Origin of the sequence: Plasticicumulans sp. (genome assembly GCF_035331805.1) — a bacterium.
In the GTDB taxonomy this organism is placed as follows: domain Bacteria; phylum Pseudomonadota; class Gammaproteobacteria; order Competibacterales; family Competibacteraceae; genus Plasticicumulans.
The window spans coordinates 1-2388 of record NZ_DAOLKE010000461.1; the positions used below are offsets into that span (position 1 = coordinate 1).

The following is a 2388-nucleotide window of genomic DNA, read 5'->3' on the forward strand; positions in this document are numbered from 1 at the left end:
GATGCCGATACCCCCGAAGGCCGCGCCGCCCGCGTCGATGCGCTCGACCGCGAGCTGGCCGCGACCCTCGACTGTCTCGACCAGGCGCTGCTGACCTTCGACGGCACGCTCTGCCTGCGCCGCTACAGCGCGCGCGCCGCCCGGCTGTTCGGGCTGTCGGACGACGCGCTCGGGCGGCCCGCAAGCGGGCTGGACGGGCTGGCGACGTTTCCGGGCCTGGTGCGCCGGCTGGAGACCGTGCTGACGGTCGGCGGCCGCTATGCCGATGAACTGCACAGCGACCGCGCCGTGTGGCTGCTGCAGATCACGCGCATCGACGCCGACGATCCGCAGGCCGGGCTGGTCTGCGCGCTGATCGAGACGACGCCGCTGCGCGCCGCGCACCGGGCGCTGATCGAGTCCGAGGAGCGCTACGCGCTCGCCGTCGAGGCCGCGCAGGACGGGCTCTGGGAATGGCTGCCGGCCGAGGACGCGCTGTTCCTGTCCCCGCGCCTGTGCACGCTGCTCGGCTGCAGCGACGCAGGGCGACCGGCCAGCGGCGCGGCGCTGCGCGAACGCATCGATCCGGCCGACCGGCCGCGCTACGACGAGGCGCTGGCCGCGCACCTGAGCGGGCGCACGCCGGCCGTGCAGATCGAGCTGCGCATGCGCCGCGACGACGGCACGCGGCTGTGGGTCGAGCTGCACGCGCTCGCGCGGCGCGACGGCGCCGGGCGCGCCATGCGCGTCGCCGGCTCGATCCGCGACATCGCCGACCGGCGGCGCACCGAGGCGGCGCTGCGCAACAGCGAGGAGGCCCTGAGCCGCACCTTCGCGCATGCGCCGATCGGCATGGCGGTGGTCGATCTCGAAGGCCGCTTCCAGCGCGTCAACCGCGAGCTGGCGCTGATCACCGGCTACGAGGAATCCGAGCTGCTCGGGCGCAACTTCCGCGCGATCACGCATCCGGACGACCTCGAGCGCGACCTCGCGCTGGTCGAGGCGCTGCTGACCGGCGAGCGCGAGAGCTACACGCTGGAAAAGCGCTATCTGCGCCGCGACGGCCGCGCGGTCTGGGTGCTGCTGTCGGTGGCGATCGTGCGCGACACCGCCGGCCGGCCGCTGCACTTCACCGCGCAGATGGTCGACATCTCGGCGCGCAAGGACATCGAGCAGGCCCTCGCCGCGGCCGAGCAGCGCTGGCACTACGCGCTCGAAGGCAGCGGCCTCGGCGTCTGGGACTGGAACGCCGAAACCGACCGCATCTTCTATTCGCCGCGCTGGAAGGAAATGCTCGGCTACGCCGATGACGAGATCGGCGACACGCTCGATGAATGGGAACAGCGCCTGCACCCCGAGGACCGCGAGGCCGTGCACGCCGCGCTGAAGCTCCATTACGCCGGCGGAACCGACTACTACGAGGCCGAATACCGGCTGCGCTGCCGCGACGGCGGCTGGAAGTGGATCCTCGACCGCGGCCAGGTGCTGGAGCGCGACGCCGACGGCCGGCCGCTGCGCGCCTTCGGCACGCACCTCGACATCGACAAGCGCAAGCACGCCGAGGCCGCACTCGCCGAGGCGCTGCGCGCGGCCAGCGCCGCCGCCGCCGCCAAGAGCGTGTTCCTGACCAACATGAGCCACGAGATCCGCACGCCGCTGAACGCGGTGCTCGGGCTTGCGCGCCTCGCCGAACGCCGGGCCGTCGATCCGCTGCAGCGCGACTGGCTGACGCGGCTGCGCGGGGCCGGCGCGACGCTGCTGGCGCTGGTCGATGACATCCTCGATGCCTCGCGCATCGAGGCCGGCGGCCTGTCACTCGAACGCACGCATTTCACGCTGGACACGGTGCTGTCGGCCGTCGCCGACCAGCACACCGGCGCGGCGCGCGCGCAGGGGCTGGAATTCACGATCGACGCGGCTCCGGGCACGCCGGCGCGCTGGCTCGGCGATCCGCTGCGCGTGCAGCAGATCCTCGGCAACCTCGTCGACAACGCCGTGAAATTCACCGCCCAGGGGCGGGTCGGCGTCGAGGTGTCGGTGCGCACGCGCGAGGGCTGCGCGCAGCTCTGCCTCGCCGTCGAGGACACCGGCATCGGCATCGATCCGGCGCGCATCGAGAAGCTGTTCGATGCCTACGCGCAGGGCGACAGCTCGATGACGCGCCGCTACGGCGGCTCCGGCCTCGGCCTGACCATCGCCCGGCGGCTCGCCGAGGCCATGGGCGGCACGATCGAGGTCGATAGCAGCCCCGGCCGCGGCAGCCGCTTCACGGCCTGTCTCGCGCTCGAAGCCGACGAACCCGCCCCGGCGATGCCGCTGCTCGCCGGGCGCACCCTCTGCATCCAGGGGCCGCCCGGCCCGGTCGGCGCGCAGCTGCGCCGGCTCGCCGCCGAGCACGGCGCGCGGCTG

Annotated in this window: 1 protein-coding gene; it reads left to right on the forward strand. The window is 73.7% G+C overall.

Going from position 1 to position 2388, the window contains the following annotated elements; all coding sequences use genetic code 11:
* Nucleotides 1-2388: PAS domain S-box protein (locus PKE44_RS18390; RefSeq protein ID WP_324554139.1), on the forward strand; the 2388-nt coding region annotated here is incomplete at both ends.